Raw genomic sequence first — 19,560 nt, 5'->3', positions numbered from 1 at the left:
CCTCCGCTCGTCCGGAACCTTCGCTGGAACGGGCCGAAAGGGGCAATAAGTCGCACAGGGGGACCGGGCGTTGGGTCACCAGCCGCGGGTGCCCGGGGCTCCCTTGAAGGGGCCGACGACGCGGCTCGTGATCCAGCCGCCGTAGAAGCCGCCCTCCTGCGGCACGACGACCTCGTCGTCGACGGTGCACTCGTCCATGGCCGCGGGCATGACGGCGACGTGGCCGACGAGGGGTTCGAAGCCCGGCGTCGGGTCGGGGTAGGTCCACGCGGCACCTCGCGCGGTCACGTCACCTCCGACGACGTCGAGGTATGCCGCCGTGCCCTTGAACTCGCACCAGCTCGAGCCGGGCGCGGGTCGCAGCGCTCCCTCGGTGAAGTCCTCGACCGGCAGGTAGTAGGTCGGTGGGTGGCTCGTCTCGAGCACGCGCAGCGCCCGGGTCGAGCGGGCGACGAGCCGCCCACCGAGGCGGATCTCGACGGTCTCGTCGGTCGGCTCGACCCGCGGGGGGCGCGGGTAGTCCCACACCGACTCCTGGCCGGGGGCGGGGACCTCGCGGACGGGGTGTGGGTCGCTCATGTCGCGACCTCGAGTGCGCGGCCCAGAGCCTGCTCGAACGCCTCGACCGACCCTTCGAGCGAGCCCAGGGCCTCGCGGTCGAGCAGCACGACGTGGTCTCCGTCGACCGTCGCGCCGAGCACCACCGGGAGCCCGACCGTCGCCCAGGCCGCCCGTTCCGTGGCGGTGGTCTCGTTGCGGTGCACGAGCCGGACGGTGACGGGAAGCCGGGCGGCCATCGCGTCCCACTCGGGCTTGCGGCGCACCGCGGCGTGGGTGACGTCGCACAGGGAGCACTCGACACGGCCGAGGAGGTGCCCGACGACGTAGGCGAGCTCTCCGCGCAACCCGCCGTCGGCGTCGTAGACACCGACCACCTCGGTGACCCTGCTCATGGCGCGCCCTTCTCACGGCTGGACGAGGTCCCGCCGTCCTGCTCGGCGAGGTCGTCGCGGGTCAGGCGGGTGCGGTCGATGTGCCCGGCTCGCAGGGCGGCTCGGCCGAGCATGTGCGCCGAGACGGGTGCGGTGACGAGCTGGAAGATCGCGGCCAGGGCGATGACGGTCAGGGAGCTGCGGTCCTCGACCCGGAGCGCGAGCCCGAGCAGGACGAGGAGGATGCCGAGCGACTGGGGCTTGGTCGCGGCGTGCATGCGGGTGAGGACGTCAGGGAAGCGGACGAGGCCGATGCCGGCGATGAGGGCGAGCATCGAACCGAGGAGGAGGCACGCACCGGCGAGGATGTCGATCACGGGTGGTCACCGTCCTCGAGGTGGGGGCTGCCGTCACCGTCGCGGGCCGCGAACCGGGCGATGCTCACCGACCCCAGGAACCCGACGAGTGACAGCGCGAGGAGCACCGCCACCGTGCTCGAGTAGCGCCCGACGGCCGCGTGGACGCCGACCGCGCCGACGATGGAGGCGACGAAGACGTCGGTGGCGACGGTCCGGTCGAGCATCGAGGGGCCGCGCACGACACGGACGAGGCAGAGCACGCCGCCGATGGCGAGGAGGACCGCGCAGATGATGCCGACGACGATCACGGCGCCGCCTCCTGGCTGCACACGGCGTCGCGCTCCTCGCGGGGGGCGAACGCCTTGACGACACGCTCCTCCTGGTCGAGGACGGACTGGTGGAACGCCGCGACCCGCTCGGGGGTGCGGGCGTCCATGACGTGCAGGTAGATGGCGCCCTCCTCGGGCACGAGCTCGACGAGCAGCGAGCCGGGGACGAGGCAGACCAGCTCGGACGTGATGGTCATGACGAGCTCGGACCGCGTGCGCAGGCCGACTCGCAGGATGGCGCTCGGCGGGGGTCCGCTCGGCCGGAGGGCGAACCAGGACACCTCGATGCTGGCGCGGACGAGGTCCCAGAAGAAGCGCACCGCGAGGACGAGCGTCGGCCAGGGCCGGACCACCCAGGTCCACGGGGCCTTCGGGAACGGGAACACGGTGACGACGAGGACCGAGGCGAGGACCCCGCCGACGACGACCGTCGGCGTGACGGCGCCCCAGAGGAGGACCCAGATGAGTGTGAGGCCGACGACCATCGGCAGCGCCCCGCTCACGGCCGGTCCCCGAGGACGGCCTGGACGTAGGGCGTGCGCTCGAGCAGCTCGGCGGCCGCACGGTCGGTGATCCCGAACAGCGGGCCGGCGAGCACGGTGAGCCCGACGCTGAACGTCACGAGCAGGACCGTCGGCAGGCCCATCGCCATCGGGAGCCGCTGCGTGGTCGCGACCTTCTGCCACATCGTCGTGACCTGCGTGCCGGTCGACACCTGGCCGTGGCCGTGCAGGGGTCCGTGCGACCAGTCGTCCTCGTCCTCGTGCTGGTGGTCGGCGTCCGGGGCCGGCTGCCAGAAGGCCCGGTTCCACACCTTGGCGATGGCGTAGAGGGTGAGCAGGCTCGTGACGATCGAGGCCGCCACCGTGGTGAGGGCCAGCCAGTCGCCGTCGGCGACCCCCGCCTGACCGAGCGCGACCTTGCCGAGGAACCCGGAGAACGGGGGTATGCCGGCCAGGTTCATCGCGGGGATGAAGAAGACCACCGACAGCACCGGTGCCGACCGGGCCAGGCCACCGAGGCGGCTGAGGTTCGTCGTGCCGCTGCGGTACTCGATGAGCCCGGCCACGAGGAAGAGCACGGTCTGCACGGTGATGTGGTGCGCGATGTAGAAGATCGCACCCGAGAGGCCGAGCTGGGTGGCGAACGCGATCCCGAAGAGCATGAACCCGATGTGGCTCACCAGCGTGAAGGACAGGATTCGTTTGATGTCCGACTGCGCCACGGCGCCGAGGATGCCGATGACCATCGTGAGGATCGAGGCCCACAGCAGCAGCCCGCGCAGCCCGTCGCCGGGGAAGAGCAGCGTCTGGGTGCGGACGATGGCGTAGATGCCGACCTTGGTGAGCAAGCCGGCGAAGACGGCCGTGACGGGCGCGGGCGCCGTCGGGTACGAGTCCGGCAGCCAGGCCGACAGGGGGAAGACCGCCGCCTTGATGCAGAAGGTCGTGAGCAGGAGCAGCTGCAGCATCTGGGCGACGCCGGGAGGCAGGTCCCCGATGCGGCCGGCGAGCTCCGCGAAGCTCACGGTGCCGGTCGCGGCATACACGCAGGAGATGGCGACGAGGAAGATCGCCGACGAGATGAGGCTGACGATGACGTAGATCGTCCCCGCGCGGATCCGGGCCTCGGTGCCGCCCAGGGTGATGAGCACGTAGCTCGCCGCGAGCAGCACCTCGAACCCGACGAAGAGGTTGAACAGGTCCGCCGAGAGGAAGGCGTTGGACACCCCGGCGCTGAGCACGAGGAAGGTCGGGTGGAAGACCGACAGCGGGGTCTCGCGGCCGTACTCGACGATGCCCTGCCCGAACGAGTAGAGCAGGACGCAAAGGGTGACGAAGGTCGACACGAGCAGCATGAGGGCGGACAGGCGGTCGGCGATGAGCGAGATGCCGATGTCGGGTCCCCAGCCGCCGATCTGCACCGACTGCGGGCCGTAGCGGTCGGCCCGCACCAGCAGGGTCCCGGCCGTGACGACGACCGTGGTGAGCACGACGACGGAGATGAGCCGCTGGGCGCGAGCCGAGCGTCCGAAGACGAGGCAGAGCCCGGCGCCGAGGAGCGGCAGGAGGACGGGGAGGACGACGATCTGGGTCATCGGCCCTCCTCGCGTGCGTCCTCGGCCGCGAGGTCCGCGGCGAGCTGTTCGTCGGTGACGCCGGTCGGCGCGGAGGGGAGGTCCTCGCCCTCCTCGTCGGGGATGCCGGCAGCGATGTCGTCGAACGACGCGGACGGGTGGTCGAGGTCGGCCCGGCGGCGCACGAGGTCGTCCTCGAGGTCGTCCTGCACGTCGTCGTGGCCGGTCAGCTGCCAGGCGCGGTAGGCCAGCGCGAGCCCGAACGCGGTGACGCCGAGCGTGATGACGATGGCGGTGAGCACCATCGCCTGCGGCAGCGGGTCGGTCATCTCGCCGTCGCCCAGGCCGGTGATCGGTGCGTCCCCCGCGGGGCCGGAGGCGACGAGGTAGGTGAGGTTGACGCCGTTGCCGAGCATGACGAAGCCCACGAGGATGCGGGTCAGGCTGCGCTCGAGGACGAGGACGGTCCCGCAGGCGACGAGGACGACGATGGCGATGATGAGGACGTAGTTGGTGGCCATCAGGCGATCGACACCTCTCCGTTCGCGGTCTCGATCTCGCCCTGGTCCTCGCCCTGCTTGTCGATGCCGCCGCCGAGGCTGCGCAGGACGTCGAGCGAGAGACCGACGACGACGAGGTGGACGCCGAGGTCGAAGAAGAGCGACGTCACGAGGTGGACCTCGTAGCCGAACAGGCCGGTGGGAATGTCGAAGATCCCGCTCTGGAACGCGTTGTAGCCGAGCAGCGCCGGCACCACCCCCGACAGGGCGGCGATGACGAGCCCGGAGCCGAGCACGACGCCGGCGTCGACCGGGGCCGCGGAGTCGAGCTCGGCCCGGCCTCCGGCGAGGTAGCGGACCATGAGCGCGAGGCCGGCGATGAGCCCACCGGCGAACCCGCCACCGGGCAGGTTGTGCCCGGCGAACGTGAGGTAGATCGAGAAGACCATGAGCACCGGGAAGACGACGCGGGCGACGATCTCGAACACGACGGAACGGCGCCGGTCGGCGATGAGCCCCGCCCCGCGCAGCCACCCAGCCGCCGCGTCATCGGCCCGGGCACGCCGTCTCTCTCGGTGGGAGGTCGCCCGGTCGGTGAGCAGGAAGATCAGGCTGGCGACACCGGTGGCCGCGACGACGAGGACGGCGAGCTCGCCGAACGTGTCCCACACCCGGATGTCGACGAGCGTCACGTTGACGATGTTGTTGCCACCGCCGTAGTCGTAGGCCGGCTCGGCGAAGTCGAGTCCCACGGGTCGAGCCGTGCGCGCGCTGGCCGAGAGCAGGGCGTAGCCGCCGACGGCGAGGCCGACGAGGCAGCCGACGGCGACCCGGATGCGCCGGGCGGAGGTGAAGGGACGGTCGGAGAAGAACGGTGGGAGCCGGCGCAGGACGAGCACGAACGTCACGACGGAGAAGGTCTCGACGAGCACCTGGGTCAGCGCGAGGTCGGGTGCGCCGTGGGCCACGAAGAGCAGCGCGGTGCCGTAGCCGGTCACGCCCAGCAGCAGCACCGCGCGCAGACGTCGACGGGAGCGGACGGTGAGGATCGCGGCGAGGACGACGACAATGACGATGGCGACCTGGAACAGGTTGTCCGGCCCGCGCAGCCGCACTCCCTCCCACGCCTGCACGAGCGCGATGCCGGGGATGACCACGAGGACGAGCAGCGTGATCCCGACGTAGACGGGGAGCGAACCCCGCTGGGTGCGGCCGGTGATCTCGATCGAGAGGCGGTCGACCCCGCGGATGATGCCGTGGTAGACCAGCTCGGCCTCGGGCAGGTGCAGCCGCTCGACCAGCCGGTGCTGCGCCGAAGCCACGGCACGCCGGGCGACCCAGAGCAGCAGGCCGGCGGTGACGGCGAGGACCGACAGACCGAGTGCCGGGGTGAAGCCGTGCCAGAGCGTGAGCAGTGGCTCGTGGGCCCCGCGAGGGAGGTCACCGGCATACGCCATGAGTCGTGGCGTGAGGAAACCACCCGAGAAGCCGCCGACGAGCGAGAGCCCGGCCAGGAGCGCCGGGGCCACGACGAAGCCGACGCGCTGCGGCGTCACCGTCGGCGGCCTGACGGAGCGGATCCCGAAGGCGCCCCAGACGAAGCGCGCGGTGTAGGCGACGGTGAGGGTCGAGCCGACGACGAGGCCGACGAGCGCCACGATCCCCCACACACCGAGGGAGGCGTCCTCCCCGAGGTCGAGGAACGCCGCGAGGGCGGCCTCCTTGGCGGTGAACCCGAGCAGCGGCGGGAGCCCGGCCATCGAGGCGGCGGCGAGCAGGGTCGCGACGAAGACGACGGGCAGCGAGCGGTGCAGTCCGGTGAGCTCGCGCAGGTCGCGGGTGCCGGTGCTGCGGTCGATGACACCGACGACGAGGAAGAGCGCCGACTTGAAGAGGGCGTGGGCGAGGACGAGCGCGAGCCCGGCGAACGCCGCGGCCTGCGTGCCCGCGCCGACGACGGCGATGAGGAAGCCAAGCTGGCTCACGGTGCCGTAGGCGAGCAGCAGCTTGATGTCGTGCTGGCGCAGCGCCCGCAGCCCACCGACGACCATCGTGACGATGCCGGTCGTGAGCAGCAGCGGTCGCCAGCCGGGGATGTCCGAGAACGCGGGCGCCAGGAGCGCGACGAGGAAGACGCCGGCCTTGACCATGGCCGCGGCGTGCAGGTAGGCGCTCACGGGGGTGGGCGCCGCCATCGCCCCCGGCAGCCAGAAGTGGAACGGCACGAGCGCGGACTTGCTGATCGCGCCGATGAGGATGAGGAGGACGGCGACCGTCGTCGCGGTGCCCTCCGGCGGCGTGGCGAGGATCTCGGAGATGCGCGCGGTGCCGGCCTCGTGCCCGAGGACGAAGAGCCCGGTGAGCATGACGAGCCCGCCGAAGGTCGTGACGATGAGGGCGTTCATCGCGGCCCGGCGGTTGGCCTTGCGCTCGGGGTTGTGACCGATGAGCAGGAACGACAGGATCGTCGTGAGCTCCCAGAAGACGAACAGCACGTAGAGGTTGTCGGACACGACGAGCCCGAGCATCGACCCGGCGAACGCCGTGAGCACCGCTGAGAAGCGCCACATCTCGCGGTCGCCCTCGCGGAAGTACCAGCGGCAGTAGGCCAGGACGAGCGCTCCGACGCCGGTGACGACGAGGGCCATGACCGCGTTGAGCGGCGTGAGCGCGAGGTCGATCTGCACGTCGATCGTGGGTATCCACTCCACGCGCTCGGTGCGCACGTCACCGTCAAAGGCCGCCTCGGCCTGGCCGAGCAGCCAGACGAACGAGCCGAGCGGCACGAGGGCGAGGACCAGGAAGGTGCGCCGCTCGAGCCGCCGGACGAGGAAGGGCGCGAGGGCTGCCGCGAGGAAGTGCAGCGTCACGATCGTGATCATGAGTGCCTCCATCCGCGCAGTGGGCCTGTGGGGTGGGGGTTGACTGAGGTCAGTCGTCGCAACGACCAGCTCCCCGGGACAACATCCCTGGTGGGTCAATTATGGCTGCTGCGTGGCAGGGCCCGGTATGCCGGGTGCTCACCGCACCTTCGACACACGTATGCCGTGCGCCCACCCCTGCGTGGGCACACGGCATACGTGCGTGGTGCCTTCGACGACTCAGAAGTCCTCGTCGAAGCCGACCGAGCCGCTCACCCCCACCTGGTAGGCCGAGACGCGGCGCTCGAAGAAGTTCGACAGCTCCTGGACGTCCTGGAGCTCCATGAAGGCGAGCGGGTTCGGTGACCCGAAGATCGGGTCGAGCCCGAGCCGCTGCATCCGCCGGTCGGCGACGTGCTCGAGGTAGCTGCGCATGTCGGAGGTCGAGAGCCCGGCGACGCCACCACCGAGGAGGTCCTCGGCGAACTGCGCCTCTGCCTCGACGCCCTCGACGAGCATCTGCCGGACCTGCGCGGCCATCTCGTCGTCGAAGAGCTCGGGCTCCTCCTCGCGGACGGTGTCGACGACGTCGAACGCGAACGCCATGTGCATCGACTCGTCGCGGAAGACCCAGTTCGTCCCCGACGCCAGCCCGTTGAGCAGCCCGCGCGACCGCAGGAAGTACACGTAGGCGAACGCGCCGTAGAAGAACAGACCCTCGATCACCGCTGCGAAGCAGATGAGGTTGAGCAGGAAGGCCCGCCGGTGCTCCCGCGTCTCGAGGGCGTCGAGGTCGAAGACGGAGTCGATCCAGCGGAAGCAGAAGTCGGCCTTGTGCTTGATCGACGGGATGGTGTCGACCGCCGCGAACGCCTCGTGCCGCTCGGCCTCGTCGGGCACGTAGGTGTCGAGCAGCGTGAGGTAGAACTGCACGTGCACCGCCTCCTCGAAGAGCTGGCGCGACAGGTAGAGGCGCCCCTCCGGCGAGTTGATGTGCTGGTAGAGGTTGAGCACGAGGTTGTTGGCGACGATCGTGTCGCCGGTGGCGAAGAACGCCACGAGCCGTGACACGAGGTGCCGCTCGGCCGCCGTGAGCTTGTGCAGGTCGGCGAGGTCGGAGTGCAGGTCGACCTCCTCGACCGTCCACGTGTTCTTGATGGCGTCGCGGTAGCGGTCGTAGAAGTGCGGGTAGCGCATCGGCCGCAGGGTGAGGTTCATCCCCGGGTCGAGCAGCATCCGGGTGTCGGTGTGGGACAGGGTCATTGGCATGCCTCGCAGGTCTCGGGGTTCTCGAGGGAGCAGGCGACTGCCGCCTCGTCGGTGATGGTGAGCGCCGCGTCACCGGGGGCGGATGCAGCAGGTGAGGTTCCGGCATACGCGGTCGTTCCAGCGACGCTCGTCGTCGCCTGCTGGATCCGGGTCGCCGGTCGCGACCTCAGGTAGTAGGTCGTCTTGAGCCCGGACTTCCACGCGAAGAGGTACATCGAGCTGAGCTTGCCGATGGTCGGCGACGCCTGGAAGAGGTTGAGGCTCTGGCTCTGGTCGATGAACGGCTGACGGGCGGCGGCGAGCTCGATGAGCGCCCGCTGTGGCAGCTCCCACGCGGTGCGGTAGAGCACGCGCACGTCCTCGGGCAGGGCGGTCAGGCCCTGCACCGAGCCCTCGGCCCGCTTGATCTGCTCGCGGATCTCCGGGCTCCACAGGTCACGCGACTTGAGCTCGCGCACGAGGGCGCTGTTGACCTGCATGAACTCCCCGCTCAGCGTCTCGCGCTTGAACAGGTTCGACACCTGCGGCTCGATGCACTCGTAGCAGCCGGCGATCGAGGCGATCGTCGCCGTCGGGGCGATCGCGATGAGCAGGCTGTTGCGCAGCCCGTGCTCGGCGATGCGCTCGCGGACCGCGGCCCACCGCTCCGTCTGCGTGCCGGTCACGTCCCACAGGTCCGGCTGCAGCACACCGGTGCTCGCCCGGGTCGAGTCGTATGCCGGGTGCGCACCCTCGCGCTCGGCCAGCTCGCTCGAGACCTCGAGCGCGGTCAGGTAGATCTCCTCGGAGAGGCGGGTCGACAGCTCCTTCGCCTCGGCCGAGTCGAACGGCAGCCGCAGGGCGAAGAAGACGTCCTGCAGCCCCATGAGCCCCAGGCCGACGGGCCGCCAGCGTGGGTTCGACGCCGCGGACTCCGGTGACGGGTAGAAGTTGATGTCGATGACCCGGTCGAGGAACGGCACGGCGGTGCGCACGGTCGTGCGGAGCCGCTCCCAGTCGACCTCGCTGCGGTCGGCGGTGAGGTGGGCCGCGACGTTGACCGAGCCGAGGTTGCAGACGGCGGTCTCGCCGTCGGAGGACACCTCGATGATCTCGGTGCAGAGGTTGGACAGGTGCACCATGGGCGCGCCGACCTCACCCGAGTCCGACGTCTGGTTGCACGTCCGGTTCGAGGCATCCTTGAACGTCATCCATCCCTGCCCGGTCTGGGCGAGGGTCCGCATCATCCGCGCGAAGAGGTCGCGTGCCTTGACCTGCCGCACGTAGCGGCCCTCGGCCTCGGCCCGGCGGTAGGCCTCGTCGAACGCCGGCCCCCAGAGGTCGACGAGCTCGGGTGCCTGGTCGGGGTCGATGAGCGACCACGTCTCGTCGGCCTCGACGCGGCGCATGAACTCGTCCGGGACCCAGTGGGCGAGGTTGAGGTTGTGGGTGCGACGGGCGTCCTCACCGGTGTTCTCGCGCAGCTCGAGGAACTCCTCGACGTCCGGGTGCCACGGCTCGAGGTAGACGCAGGCCGCACCCTTGCGCCGTCCGCCCTGGTTCACCGCGGCCACCGACGAGTCGAGGGTCCGCAGGAACGGCACGATGCCGTTGGACTTCCCGTTGGTGCCGCGGATCAGCGCACCGCGCGAGCGGATGCGCGAGAAGCCGATGCCGATCCCGCCGGCGAACTTCGACAGCCGGGCCACCTGCTGGTAGCGCGAGTAGATCGAGTCGAGGTCGTCGCGCGGGCTGTCGACGAGGTAGCACGACGACATCTGGGGGTGCCGCGTGCCGGAGTTGAACAGCGTCGGGCTCGAGGGCAGGTAGGCCAGGCTCGACATGAGCCGGTAGAAGCCGATGGCCTCCTTCGCCGACGTCGCGAGCCCGCAGGCCACGCGCAGCATGAAGTACTGCGGCGTCTCGATGACAAGCCGTGTCGTGGGGTGACGCAGCAGGTAGCGGTCACCCACCGTGCGGATGCCGAAGTACTCGAACCGGTTGTCCCCCAGCGGGTCCACGGCCGTGTCGAGCTTGCGGGCGTGGTCCTTGACGAACCGAGCGGTCTCGTCGCCGATGAGGCCCTCGGCGTGCCCGAGCGCGACCGACTGGCTGAACGACGCGACGCCCTGCCCTCGGACCTCCTTGTCGATGTAGCCCGACAGCAGCCGGGCGGCCAGCCGCGAGTACTGCGGCTCCTCGCCGATCATCTGCGCGGCCGTCTGGATCGACAGCTGGTCGAGCTCCTGCGTGCTCGCGCCGTCGTAGAGGCCGCTGATCGTGCGGGTCGCGACCCGCAGCGGGTCGATCTCGAGCAGGTCAGCGCTGACCCGCTCGACGGCGCGGACGATCTTGCCGACGTCGACGACCTCCTGGTCGCCGTTGCGCTTGCGGACGTGCATCTGGGGACGTGTGGATGCTTCCACCACTGTCATGACTCTCTCCTCGCGAGATCAGACCTGGGGTCCGGGTCGCACGGGGAGGACGACGAGGGGAGGTGGGCACACGGCATACCCCAAGGGTTTGCCGCAACGCACACACGTTCCTGCCGTCAGCCGTCCCGCGCGGCGTCGGACCACCGTGCCCGGCGGGCACGGTGCGCTGGCAGGTCTTCGGACTCGCGGGCTCGGCCCGGTGCTGACACCGGGCCGCCTAGTGGCCATCGCTTCCCACGCCCTTGAAGGCGCAGTGCTGCCGACACGGCGTATGCCGTGTGGGATGGCGGTCGTTCCCACTCACCGCTGCGGGGCAGTCCCGGAATCACACCGGGTTCCCTGTTGCCTCGACGCGCCTGGGTGGAGCGCCGAACCAGCTGCGTGACCCACCGTATGTGGTGGCTGCTCCGGCCGCGAGGACCACATGTGGTGTCGGCGTGTCGACGGGCACACGAGCAGGTCCCACGGAACGCGACGTCTACGCCGCGATCCGTGGGACCTTCGTCAAGCGTGCCCGCTCAGGGTGGCTCAGTAGCGGCGGCCCTGGTTGCCCTTGCCCTTGATGGCCTTCTTGGCGGCCCTGAGTATGGTGTCGCGGCGGCGCTTGCCCTCGACCTTGTTGGGCAGCGAGAGCTCGACGACCTTCCAGTAGACGCCGCCGACCTGCTTGGCGAGCGAGCCGGTGACGTACTTGAGGTCGTGGCGCTCCATGAGGTCGCGGATCGTCGGGGCGATCTCGGCGTAGCGGTTGCTCGGCATGTCCGGGAAGAGGTGGTGCTCGATCTGGTGGCTGAGGTTGCCGGTCATGACGTGCATCGCCTTGGAGCCGGAGATGTTGCCCGAGCCGAGCATCTGGCGCAGGTACCAGTCACCGCGGGTCTCGCCCTCGATCGACGTCTTCTCGAAGGTCTCGATGCCGGGCGGGAAGTGGCCGCAGATGATGACCGTGTTGGTCCAGACGTTGCGCACGAGGTTGGCGACGATGTTGGCCGTGAGGGTGTGCCGCGTCGAGCCGGTGAACGTGGCCGCAGACATCGCCGGGTGGACGACGTAGTCCTTCGTGGCCTGGCGCTTGATCTTCTCGACGACCTCCTGGGCGTCCTTGCGGAACTTCGCCTTCTCCTCCTCGCTCATCCGGTTCTTCTTCGCGAGGTAGCCGCCGAGCTCGAGGTCGTAGGCCGCGATGGAGTACTCGAACATCAGCGCGTTGGCGACGTGCCAGATCGGCTGGAAGAGGTAGAACAGCGTCCACCGCTGGTCCTCGTCGACGCGCAGGATCCCGTAGCCGAGGTCGTTGTCGCGCCCGAGAACGTTGGTGAAGGTGTGGTGGATCTCGTTGTGGCTGTGCTTCCACTGGCTCGACGGGGAGGCGTTGTCCCACTCCCACGCGGTCGAGTGGATCTTGGGGTCACGCATCCAGTCCCACTGGCCGTGCATGACGTTGTGGCCGATCTCCATGTTCTCGAGGATCTTGGAGACCGAGAGGCCCGCGGTGCCGATCCACCAGAACGGGCGCACACCGCGGTACTTCACGCCGGAGAAGAGGAGAGCGGCTCGGCTGCCCATCTCCAGGTAGCGCTGGGTCTTGATGACCTTGCGGATGTATGCCGCGTCCTTGGCTCCGCGTGAGTCCATCACCTCGGCGCGGATCGCGTCGAGCTCGCGCCCGATCTCCTCGATCTGCTCCGGGCTGAGGTGGGCGGCGGGGTTGGGGCGACCGGACTTCTTGAGCTCGGGGCGCTGCGGGCGCGGCTCGGTGCTCGTCACCGACAGGCGCGAGTTGATGCCGGTGGGTGCGCTGGCGGTCTCGGCGGCGCGGGTGCGTTCCGGGGCGAGGGTCATGGGTGGGTCTCCTTCACTCTTCGCCTTGTGTGCCTGAGCGGGAGCCAGGGCTCCCGGTGGGGCACACGAGGCAGGATGTGGGGTGGGGGTCAGAGGTCGATGGCGCAGGGGCCGGCAGCAGCGTTGATGCAGGTCTGGATCGGGACGGTGCCGGAGTTCTCGTCGGTCGAGGTGATCTCTCCGGTGCGCAGGTCGCGGACGGCGCCCTCACGCAGGGGGACGACGCAGCCGAAGCAGATGCCCATCCGGCAGCCACTCGGCATGAGGACGCCGGCAGTCTCACCGGCATCGAGGATCGGGGTGCCCCCGTCGGCGTCGACGGTGATGGTGCTGCGGTCGAACGTCACGGTGCCGCCCTCACCGGGCTCGACGACGCTCGGGCGGAAGCGCTCGACGTGCAGCCGGTCGGCCAGGCCCGCCGCCTCCCAGTGCGCCTCGGCGGCGTCGAGCAGGCCGGTCGGGCCGCAGACCCACACCTCACGCTCGCGCCAGTCGGGGACGAGGGCGTCGAGCGAGGCGAGGTCGAGGATTCCGGCCACGTCGTCGTGGTTCTCGTGGAGCGTGAGCCGGCTCGCGGCGGCATACGAGAGCAGCTCGGCACGGAAGATGACGTCGGCAGCGGTCGGGGCGCAGTGGACCTGGACGACGTCGGTGAGGTCGTCGAGATGGTTGCGCAGCATGCCGATCACGGGCGTGATGCCGGACCCGGCGGTGATGAAGAGCGCCTTGTCCGGCAGCGTGCCCGGCAGGGTGAAGTCACCGGTGGCCTGGTCGAGCATGACGAGGGTGCCCGGCGTCGTGGCCCGCACGAGGTGGTTGCTCACCTTGCCGTCGGGGATGGCCTTGGGCGTGATGGTGATGAGCCCGTCGGCCGTGTCGGCTCGGTGCGTGAGCGAGTAGGCGCGCCAGTGGCGGACGCCGTCGATGTCGATGCCGATCCGGATGTACTGACCGGGCGCATGGCCGTTCCAGCCGCGGCCGGGCTGGATGGTGATGGTCGCTGAGTCGGCCGTCTCGGGGGTGACGTCGACGATGCGACCGCGCAGGTCGGCGCCGGAGCGCAGCGGGTCGATGAGGTCGAGGTAGTCGGCGGGGACGAGCGGTGTGGCCAGGGCCTGGGCGACCTTGCGCGCGCCGTCGAGGAGACCGGCGATCCGCCGTGCAGGCGCAGGGGGCCCGGTCGGAGAGGTTCGGGTCAGCGTTGCAGTCACATCCGCGAGCCTAACCTACGTTCCCGTAAGTTACGAGTCCGTAGGTAGTGAGGTGGCGCACGCCCCCGATCGACTAGGGGGTGGCCAGGACCTCTGCCAACCGCGCGCCGAACTCGACCGACTTGCCCGGCCACGGACCCTCGGCGCTCGCGAAGCCGCCGTGGTGGCTGGGGAAGACCGTCACCGGGAGCCCGAGCGCCTCCGCGACGCCGCGCGTGGTGCGGGCGGTGATCGCGTCGCCGGTCTCCTCGCCCACGGCCAGCACGATCCGGGGACTGCCACTGCGCAGCGCCTCGAGGTCGGGCCTGCTCGACGTCACCTCGTCCGCGCGGTCGGAGAGCAGCGGGTCGTCGCGAGACCCGTCGTCCTCGGTCGGCAGCCCGAACTGGGCCGGGTCGGCCGGCGGCTGCGCGAAGTACTCGTCGGAGTACTCGCCCTGCCAGCTCGACATCCGGATGAAGGCGGCCATCCCCGCTCCGAAACCGCGCTCGGCATAGGCCGAGGCGACCTCGTCGGACGCCCGTGCCGCTGCCTCCGCGTCGGGCAGGGCCCACATCGAAGGAGGCTCGTGGGCGACGACCGTGACGAGGTCCTCGGGGTGGGTGGCCGCCCACGTCAGGGCGGTGACCGCACCGCCGCTGCTCGCGAAGACGTCGACGGGACCGGCGTCGAGGTGCTGGACGAGGGCGTGCAGGTCCGCGGCCTGGTCCGTCGGGTTCTGGTCGGTGCGGCCGTCGCGTCGGGACGTACTGCGCCCGAGCCCCCGTGGGTCATAGGTGACGACGGTGCGGTCCTTGAACTCGGCCGCGAGGGCCTCGAAGCCGTCCGCACACATGGGCTGCCCGATCATGAGCAGCGGCGGCCGCCCGTCGGCGGTGGGGAGGGGGCCGCGCACGTCGTGGACGAGGTCCACGTCGGGGAGTTCCAGAGTCTGCGTCGTCACGTCCGGCTGGATGGTGGCCATGACGTCCACCCTGTCAGGGACGGGCGCCCACGAGAACCCCCCGTGGCGGCGACCTGTCAGGGCCCGGCTCAGGAAGGTCTGTGACACTGCGGCGCATGACCCATCGTCTTGCCCTCACCGTCCTCGCCGGCGTCGCCCTGCTCGGCGGCTGTCAGGCCGCGGAGGACGTCGCGTCCGACGCGGCGTCCGCGGCCACGTCGCAGGCCAAGGAGACGGCGCTGCGCGAGCTGCGTGGCACGGCGTGCCCACTCGTCGCGGACAACGACCTCAGTGAGTCCGACCGGGCGACCCTCGGCTCCGCCCTCGACCTCGCCCAGGGCCTGGGCCTGGAGTCCGAGCTGCTGACGGCGGCCGAGGACATCGCCGCCTCCGACGGCACCCCGCCCGAGTCCGCGCTGGCCGAGCTCGCCCAGGCCTGCCGCTGACGCGTGCGCACCCGCCCGGGCAGCATCCGGGGGATTTACGATGCCCACGCCCTGCATGGCCCAGGCGTCCAGCCTGTCACCCGCCACCGACGACGAGAAGGGGCGCAGCGGTCGCTGCGCCCCTTCTCGGCATGCGTCGACACGCTGCCGGTATGCCGTCAGCGTGTCGCCCGGCGCTAGTGCCCCTCGCCCTTGCGATAGATCTGCCCGTCGGCGGCAGGCATGCGCAGGCGTTGGGAAGCGAAGGCGAGAACGAGCAGCGTGACGACGTAGGGGGTCGTACCCGACAGCTCAGCGGGGATGACGTCGGTGGCGAAGTACCAGACGCCGACGGCGATACCCACGACGACCGCGAGGACACCCTGCACGGTGCGACCGCGCCGGACCACCTGCCAGATACCGATGCCCACGAGGATGACGGCGAAGGCCAGAAGGAAGGCGTGGACGGTGGTCCCGCCCCCTCGGAGCTGGGCCGCGTCGGTGTAGCCGAACAGGGCCGAGCCGGCGAGGAGGCCGCCGGGCCGCCAGTTGCCGAAGATCATGGCGGCGAGGCCGATGTAGCCGCGGCCACCGGTCTGGCCGTCACGGAAGAGGTTCGCGGCGACGAGCGCGAGGAAGCCTCCACCGAGTCCTGCCAGGCCGCCCGAGACGGCGACGGCGATGAACTTGTAGCGGATGACGTTGACGCCGAGGGACTCGGCCGCCACCGGCGACTCACCGACGGAGCGCAGGCGCAGGCCGAAGGCCGAGCGCCAGAGGATCCACCACGTGGCGACGAAGAGAAGCACCGCGAGGATCGTCACGATCGACACGTTGGTGCAGAGGGCGCGCAGCACCCCGGCGAGGTCGGAGACGAAGAAGATGTGCTTCTGCTCCAGCGTCCCGAGCCCGCTCGAGACGCCGGGTAACGTCAGTGACGGGAGCTGCGGCAGCTGGGGGGACTGCGTCGGACCACCGCCGGGCAGGGGGGCGAAGAACCGCACCGAGAGGTACTTCGCAAAGCCCAGCGCGATGATGTTCAGCGCGACACCCGAGACGATGTGGTCGACGCCGAAGATCACCGTGGCGACCGCGTGGATGATGCCGCCGATGACGCCGCCGAGGATCGCGCCGACCAGTCCCATCCACGGTCCCATGTGGTAGCCGAAGAAGCCGGCCCCGAACGTGCCGAGGATCATCATGCCCTCGAGGCCGATGTTGACGACCCCGGCGCGCTCCGACCAGAGGCCGCCGAGACCGGCCATCGCGATCGGGACCGCGAGTCCGAAGGCCGCGATGAGCAGCCCTGAGGAGGCGATGTCGTTGGCGCCGGTGACCACGCGCAGGACCGACAGGACCAGGATCGCGGCGAAGACGATGATCGCCCAGTGCGCGGGCGTCAGGCGACGTCGGGGGGCCTTGGCGACCGTCTTGACGGTGCCGACCTCGAGGCCTGCGGCACTCATGCCTTGGCTCCTTCCGGGGCGGGGGCGTTGGGGTTGGCACTGGCCAGCTCACGGGCGACGCGGTGCTGCTCGAGTCGGACGTCCGCACGGCGGATCAGCTCGTAGGCGACGACGACCGCGAAGATGATCGTGCCCTGGATGATGTTGACGACCTCGGTCGCGACGCCCGCCTGGATCTGGAGGGCGTTGGCCTGGACGTTGAGGAAGGCCCAGAGCAGCGCGGCGAGCGCGATGCCGATCGGGTGGTTGCGACCCAGCAGGGCGATGCCGATGCCGGCGAACCCGAGCCCGGCCTGGAACGTCGTGCCGTAGCTGTAGTCCTGGCCGAAGAGGAGCGGCATGCCGATGAGGCCGGCCAGCGCGCCCGAGGCCACGATCGTGCTCACGACCATCCGGGGGACCTTGACGCCGCTCGCGACGGCGGCGGACTCGGACCGGCCGGTCGCCCTGAGGTCGAACCCGAAGCGGGTCTTGCCCAAGACGAACCAGTAGCCGAACCCGACGATGAGGGCCAGGAAGATCAGCGTGTAGACCTTGTTGCTCGCACCGGGGATGAGCGCCAAGCCTCCCAGCTGGGAGCTCTCCGGGATCGGCTCGGTCGAGATCGTGTTGCTGCCCGGCTGTTTGACGGCGACCTTGAGCAGGAGCCACTGGACCAGTCCGGTTGCGATCGCGTTGAGCATGATCGTGCTGATCACCTCGGAGACGCCGCGCTTGACCTTGAGGAAGGCCGCGATCCAGGCCCAGAACCCGCCGGCCGCCATCGCGACGATGAGGGTGAGCAGGATGTTGATCGGCCCCGGGAACCACGCCTGGCCGGCGAACACCGCTCCGGCGAATGCCGCGATGCGGTACTGGCCGTCGACGCCGATGTTGAAGATGTTCATCCGGAAGCCGACCGCGACCGCGATGGCCGAGAGGTAGAGGATCGTCGCCTCGTTGATGATCTGGACGAGCTGGCGCGGCTTCGGCGCCGACAGGATCGTCGACCAGACCTCGCCGACCGGGTCCCCGAACAGGAGCAGGAGCAGCGAGGTGATGAGGAAGGCGACGAGCAGGGCGAGCACCGGCGCCGCGACGCCGAGCAGGGCCTTGCGCGGGTTGAAGCGGCTCATCGGCCCTCCTCCGAGTCCTTCGAGGGCGCGTCGTCCGTGCCGTCCGTCGCGTCAGGGGAGCGTGGTGAGGGTGTCGCATCCCCGATCTGCGGCGCGTCAGGGGCGGGGTGCGTCGCGGTTTCGGATGCCGACGCGGCACCGGTCATGGCGGCACCGAGGTCCTCGGCCGACACGGTGTCCGGGTCGAAGGTGCCGGTGAGGCGACCGCGGAGGATGACGTGGATCGAGTCCGACAGGCCGATCAGCTCCTCGAGGTCCGCCGAGATGAGGAGGACCGCCAGACCGTCGCGCCGTGCCTGTCGCATGATGTCCCAGATGCCCGCCTGGGCGCCGACGTCGACGCCGCGCGTCGGGTGGGCGGCCACGAGGACCTTGGGTTCGTGACTCATCTCGCGGCCGATGATGAGCTTCTGCTGGTTGCCGCCCGAGAGCGATGCGGCCTTGACGTGGATCGAGGGAGTCCGGACGTCGTACTCCTTGATGATCCGCTCGGTGTCGGCCTTGGCTCCGGCGGCGTTGATGAGCGCGCCCTTGGCGTTGGGCTCCTCGGTCTGGTGCCCGAGGATGCGGTTCTCCCAGAGTGGCGCCTCGAGCAGGAGGGCGTGCCGATGGCGGTCCTCGGGGATGTAGGCGACACCGGCCTCGCGGATCTCTCGTACGTGCCAGTCGCTGATGTCAGTGTCACCGAGGAACACGAGCCCGGAGGTCGGCTCACGCATGCCCATGATGACCTCGACGAGCTCGGCCTGGCCGTTGCCCTCGACGCCGGCGATGCCGAGCACCTCTCCGGCGTGGATCGTCAGGCTGATGCCGTCGAGGATGTTGCGGCTGTCGCTGCCGCCTGACAGGACGAGGTCCTCGGTTCGCAGGACGACCCTGTCGGTGACCGTCGACTCCTCGGTCTGGGGCGTGGGCAGCTCGGAGCCGACCATGAGCTCGGCGAGCTGGCGGGCGTTGACCGACTTCGGGTCGACGGTGTCGATGGTGGTGCCTCGGCGGATCACCGTGATCGAGTCGGCGACCGACAGGACCTCGTCGAGCTTGTGCGAGATGAACAGGACCGTCAGGCCCTCGGCCTTGAGGCCGCGGAGGTTGTCGAAGAGCTCCTCGACCTCCTGGGGCACGAGGACGGCCGTCGGCTCGTCGAGGATGATGACGCGGGCGTTGCGGTAGAGCACCTTGAGGATCTCGATCCGCTGGCGGGCGCCGACACCGAGGTCCGCGACGAGCGCGTCAGGGTCGATGTCGAGGCCGTAGGCGTCGGAGATCTCGCGGATCCTGGCCCGCGCCGACTCTCCGATGCCGTGCAGCTTCTCGGCGCCCAGGACGACGTTCTCGAGGACGGTGAAGTTGTCGGCCAGCTGGAAGTGCTGGAACACCATGCCGATCCCGGCGGCGATCGCGTCGGAGGGGGAGTGCAGGTGGACCTCTCGTCCGTCGACGCGGATCGATCCCTCGTCGGGGCGCTGGACGCCGTAGAGGATCTTCATGAGTGTCGACTTGCCGGCACCGTTCTCGCCGACGAGCGCGTGGACGGTCCCGCTCCGGACCTTGAAGCCGATGTCCTTGTTGGCCACGACGCCCGGAAAGCGCTTGGTGATGCCCTCGAGCTCCACCGAGTACGGGGCCTCACTCGCTGGCGTCGGGGTCGTGGCTGGTGCGGATGCAGAGATGACTGACACTCCTCGTCCGGGCCCGGAGAGCTCCGGGCGGTGGTGGTCGATGGCCCGGGGCCGACAACCGACAAACCCTAAGGCGCGACCGTTGCGGCGACAGTGCCGGGGACGAGCACGGCCCGCGTTGACGCTATCGCGCCA

17 protein-coding genes and 1 riboswitch are annotated in these 19,560 nt (G+C 70.1%); of the genes, 1 reads left to right on the top strand and 16 read right to left on the bottom strand.

All coding sequences use genetic code 11. From position 1 onward, the window contains the following. Nucleotides 1–75 precede the first annotated feature (75 nt). The 13 genes from LL946_RS06860 to LL946_RS06800 form a co-directional block, all read right to left on the bottom strand. Entirely contained in the window at nucleotides 76–579 is a 504-nt protein-coding gene (locus tag LL946_RS06860; RefSeq protein WP_404386118.1) for a DUF427 domain-containing protein, read from the bottom strand. Further along, nucleotides 576–953, bottom strand: coding sequence for a hypothetical protein (locus tag LL946_RS06855; RefSeq protein WP_404386116.1), 378 nt, complete (start codon nucleotides 951–953; stop codon nucleotides 576–578). The genes LL946_RS06860 and LL946_RS06855 overlap by 4 nt, the downstream gene beginning before the upstream one ends. Further along, a complete protein-coding gene (gene mnhG, locus LL946_RS06850; protein ID WP_404386114.1) occupies nucleotides 950–1,309 on the bottom strand; it encodes a monovalent cation/H(+) antiporter subunit G in 360 nt (119 codons plus the stop codon). Before mnhG ends, LL946_RS06855 begins: the two co-directional genes overlap by 4 nt. Further along, the gene (locus LL946_RS06845) at nucleotides 1,306–1,599 is read right to left on the bottom strand and encodes a monovalent cation/H+ antiporter complex subunit F (RefSeq protein WP_404386112.1); all 294 of its coding nucleotides are present in this window, start codon (nucleotides 1,597–1,599) and stop codon (nucleotides 1,306–1,308) included. The genes mnhG and LL946_RS06845 overlap by 4 nt, the downstream gene beginning before the upstream one ends. Further along, a complete protein-coding gene (locus LL946_RS06840; protein ID WP_404386110.1) occupies nucleotides 1,596–2,123 on the bottom strand; it encodes a Na+/H+ antiporter subunit E in 528 nt (175 codons plus the stop codon). Before LL946_RS06840 ends, LL946_RS06845 begins: the two co-directional genes overlap by 4 nt. After that, nucleotides 2,120–3,718, bottom strand: coding sequence for a Na+/H+ antiporter subunit D (locus tag LL946_RS06835; RefSeq protein ID WP_404386108.1), 1,599 nt, complete (start codon nucleotides 3,716–3,718; stop codon nucleotides 2,120–2,122). Before LL946_RS06835 ends, LL946_RS06840 begins: the two co-directional genes overlap by 4 nt. After that, nucleotides 3,715–4,218 carry a Na(+)/H(+) antiporter subunit C gene (locus LL946_RS06830; protein ID WP_404386106.1) on the bottom strand — a complete coding sequence of 168 codons (504 nt, stop codon included), beginning with the start codon at nucleotides 4,216–4,218 and terminating at the stop codon, nucleotides 3,715–3,717. Before LL946_RS06830 ends, LL946_RS06835 begins: the two co-directional genes overlap by 4 nt. Further along, nucleotides 4,218–7,079, bottom strand: a complete 2,862-nt coding sequence (locus tag LL946_RS06825) for a Na+/H+ antiporter subunit A (protein WP_404386104.1) — start codon at nucleotides 7,077–7,079, stop codon at nucleotides 4,218–4,220. Before LL946_RS06825 ends, LL946_RS06830 begins: the two co-directional genes overlap by 1 nt. Before the next feature lie 219 nt (nucleotides 7,080–7,298). Beyond that, complete coding sequence (locus LL946_RS06820; protein ID WP_404386102.1) at nucleotides 7,299–8,321, bottom strand: ribonucleotide-diphosphate reductase subunit beta; 1,023 nt, start codon at nucleotides 8,319–8,321, stop codon at nucleotides 7,299–7,301. After that, the gene (locus LL946_RS06815; RefSeq protein ID WP_404386100.1) at nucleotides 8,318–10,741 is read right to left on the bottom strand and encodes a ribonucleoside-diphosphate reductase subunit alpha; all 2,424 of its coding nucleotides are present in this window, start codon (nucleotides 10,739–10,741) and stop codon (nucleotides 8,318–8,320) included. The genes LL946_RS06820 and LL946_RS06815 overlap by 4 nt, the downstream gene beginning before the upstream one ends. Nucleotides 10,742–10,891: 150 nt before the next feature. Beyond that, nucleotides 10,892–11,134, bottom strand: a riboswitch (cobalamin riboswitch). A gap of 135 nt (nucleotides 11,135–11,269) precedes the next feature. Further along, a complete protein-coding gene (locus LL946_RS06810; RefSeq protein WP_404386098.1) occupies nucleotides 11,270–12,583 on the bottom strand; it encodes a fatty acid desaturase family protein in 1,314 nt (437 codons plus the stop codon). Between the two features lie 89 nt (nucleotides 12,584–12,672). Further along, nucleotides 12,673–13,794 carry a ferredoxin reductase gene (locus LL946_RS06805; protein ID WP_404386096.1) on the bottom strand — a complete coding sequence of 374 codons (1,122 nt, stop codon included), beginning with the start codon at nucleotides 13,792–13,794 and terminating at the stop codon, nucleotides 12,673–12,675. A gap of 73 nt (nucleotides 13,795–13,867) precedes the next feature. Then, a complete protein-coding gene (locus tag LL946_RS06800) occupies nucleotides 13,868–14,758 on the bottom strand; it encodes an alpha/beta fold hydrolase (RefSeq protein ID WP_404386094.1) in 891 nt (296 codons plus the stop codon). A 95-nt stretch (nucleotides 14,759–14,853) separates the two neighbouring features. On the opposite strand from LL946_RS06800, the gene LL946_RS06795 reads away from it, so the two are divergent. Next, on the top strand, nucleotides 14,854–15,183 hold the full coding sequence (locus tag LL946_RS06795) for a hypothetical protein (protein ID WP_404386092.1): 330 nt from the start codon (nucleotides 14,854–14,856) through the stop codon (nucleotides 15,181–15,183). A gap of 176 nt (nucleotides 15,184–15,359) precedes the next feature. On the opposite strand, the gene LL946_RS06790 is transcribed toward LL946_RS06795, so the two are convergent. From LL946_RS06790 to LL946_RS06780, 3 genes are read right to left on the bottom strand one after another with little or no spacing between them, the layout of a single operon-like run. Beyond that, complete coding sequence (locus tag LL946_RS06790) at nucleotides 15,360–16,628, bottom strand: ABC transporter permease (protein WP_404386090.1); 1,269 nt, start codon at nucleotides 16,626–16,628, stop codon at nucleotides 15,360–15,362. Continuing rightward, nucleotides 16,625–17,743: an ABC transporter permease gene (locus tag LL946_RS06785; protein ID WP_404386088.1), complete on the bottom strand. Its 1,119-nt coding sequence runs from the start codon at nucleotides 17,741–17,743 to the stop codon at nucleotides 16,625–16,627. Before LL946_RS06785 ends, LL946_RS06790 begins: the two co-directional genes overlap by 4 nt. Continuing rightward, on the bottom strand, nucleotides 17,740–19,359 hold the full coding sequence (locus tag LL946_RS06780) for an ABC transporter ATP-binding protein (protein WP_404386086.1): 1,620 nt from the start codon (nucleotides 19,357–19,359) through the stop codon (nucleotides 17,740–17,742). The genes LL946_RS06785 and LL946_RS06780 overlap by 4 nt, the downstream gene beginning before the upstream one ends. Nucleotides 19,360–19,560: the final 201 nt, after the last annotated feature.

Source organism: Knoellia locipacati, from assembly GCF_044791685.1.
Taxonomy (GTDB): Bacteria; Actinomycetota; Actinomycetes; order Actinomycetales; family Dermatophilaceae; genus Knoellia; species Knoellia locipacati_A.
Note: the sequence above shows the minus strand (reverse complement) of the source record. Positions and strands in the feature narration are given on the sequence as shown.